We start from the raw sequence: 2,168 nt of genomic DNA on the forward strand, positions 1-2,168 counted from the left end.
GTTGATTGCCGCCCGCTGACCCTGCAAATCGCGGATAACCATGGGTTGCACCGGAGCCGGGCTTGCATGCGTTTCCTGATGGTTAACTTTTCTCTCCCGGCCCGGTGAACCCGGACGTTATCCGACTGAGCGCGTACTGTTGCGCAGCGCCCTAGCCCGGCACTGGGCGTATCATCAATCCCCCTCCCCCAATGCATTATCACCACTATGGTTCGGCTTCGACCTCGATTCTGGCGTGATTGCGGCGCGTGGAACGATCGGGTGGTCGGGTTCTGCATCTTTGCCGGGCTTGCATCTACGACCTATGCGACCATTCACTACGATAGGCCGATACTGATCCTTGCCTTGGTGCCTATCTCACTACTGTTTGGACTGGTCGGCGGCTTTGTCATCATTTACATTCTTTGCACATACTTTGCTCGCGATTCCGACGATTGAACAGTCATCAATCTCATTCGCTGAAAAAGGACGCAACCCATCGTGGCGACGTTCCGTCGTTGTTTTCCGCTCGCGCGGGGTGCGCTGGCGGCGTCCCGCCGTTGTTTTCCGCTTCCGCGGCACAACGCTCGACTCAAGACGCGGATAACCATGCGATGCACCGGAGTACGGGTGGTCGCGTCTCTCTGCAAATTCAAACTCGTTCGCCCGTACCCGGTGATCGCCACCGTTATCCGACTTAGCCGCGGACACTTGATGCCCGTCTCGCGACCTCCGGGGCACAACCTACGCCTCGATTGGCTGCTCGTTCAACTACTCCAACGCTTGGCTCTGCTCTATTTATTTGCGACTGAACTTCCCGATCGTTACTCTGGACCGCCCTGGTCGATTCCAACGGTTGCTCGCGTCGCGGGTCACCGACGGGGCGGGACGCCGGCGATACACGATCCAACCCTCGTCATGGTTCGATCCCCGATTCCGAAGACCTTTACCGCGATTCAAGACTTGTTCATGCGGCGACGTCCCGTCGATGTTTCCTGCTTCGCAGGTTATGCTCGATCCAACGTGGCGGCGTCCCGCCGATGTTTTCTGCTCGAGCAGGTGATGCTCGTTTCACACCGATGTTTTTCCACTGCCTGTACTCACTGCTGTGACTCCTGTATGACGCTGATTTCCATCGTATCCCATGCCGACGGATAACCATGGGATGCACCGGAGTGGGACTTGCGGCCGTTTCCTGATGGTTACCCTTTCCCTTCCCACCCGGTGATCCCGGTCGTTATCCGACTGGAATTCGCGCCCAGCGTTTGTCGCAAGCGTGCCCCTAAATGCAATGCCTCACTTTGCACTACTTCCCTTGCCTCACATGCGACACAACGAAACGCTTTTTGACTTCGCCGACTGGCTCACCGACCCTCCGAGCGGTGGACCGATTCAGATGTGGCTTGCTGGTGGGCTCCTATCCGCTGTCGTCACGACCTACGGTACTTCATGCTGCATCGCCCAACGTGCAACGACGCTCAACATCACGACCCGAGGCTTTCCTTCACTTGGTCGCGGTCTGTGGCTTGAAATCTCCGGCATTCATGCTGTAACATTCGGCTCGGTAATCACTTGCATCGGCCTCTTTATCCACTTCCAATGGTTTTGGGGCAACCACAAGCGGATGTTCCCTTTTCACGAATTCGCGAAATACGGGGCTGCTTTGGGTGTGGTTGTCTCGATAATCGCACACGCCTTCACGATGATTGCGCACACTTAATACGGCGGATAACCATCGGTTGCACCGGAGCGGCGGTGGTTTCGTTTCCCTTCTGCTTGCACGCCTTTCGCCGCCGCCCGGTGAACCGTAACGTTATCCGACTGAGACGCGGACATTTGCTGCCCGCCTCGCGCCCTGCGGGGCACAACCAATGCTCGACCAAAACCGCTTTGCCCCCAACGCTCGACCTACACCGAAGTGCCGACTGCCCTGCGGGGCATCAACCAACGCCCGAATTCCAATGCTCAATTAATGCCGACGTGCCGACTGCACTGCGTGGCACCAACCAACGCCTGTCTTCCCGAACTCGATACACTGCCTCACACCGCAATTTGCTTTGCCGGCAACACTCTGCTACGCTTTCCACACGGTGATCGTCACCCACGGGGACGAAGTCCGCGCTGACGGATCGCATCGCAATGGTGTATTGCGGATAACCATTGCATGCACCGGAGTGGCGGCCGCACAC

At 57.6% G+C, this 2,168-nt stretch carries 2 protein-coding genes; both read left to right on the forward strand.

Features of this window, described 5'->3' with window-relative positions:
- The first annotated feature begins 434 nt into the window (after positions 1-434).
- Entirely contained in the window at positions 435-680 is a 246-nt protein-coding gene (locus tag RC85_RS28750) for a hypothetical protein (protein WP_068267721.1), read from the forward strand.
- Positions 681-1,303: 623 nt separating this feature from the next.
- Entirely contained in the window at positions 1,304-1,699 is a 396-nt protein-coding gene (locus tag RC85_RS25475; protein ID WP_068267722.1) for a hypothetical protein, read from the forward strand.
- The last annotated feature ends 469 nt before the right edge of the window (positions 1,700-2,168 follow it).

Origin of the sequence: Rubripirellula obstinata (genome assembly GCF_001642955.1) — a bacterium.
GTDB classification, from domain to species: domain Bacteria; phylum Planctomycetota; class Planctomycetia; order Pirellulales; family Pirellulaceae; genus Rubripirellula; species Rubripirellula obstinata.

What these genes read in the sequence shown, in the direction of transcription:
- RC85_RS25475 (WP_068267722.1), top strand. Translation starts at nt 1,304, where the DNA reads ATGCGACACAACGAAACGCTTTTTGACTTCGCCGACTGGCTCACCGAC.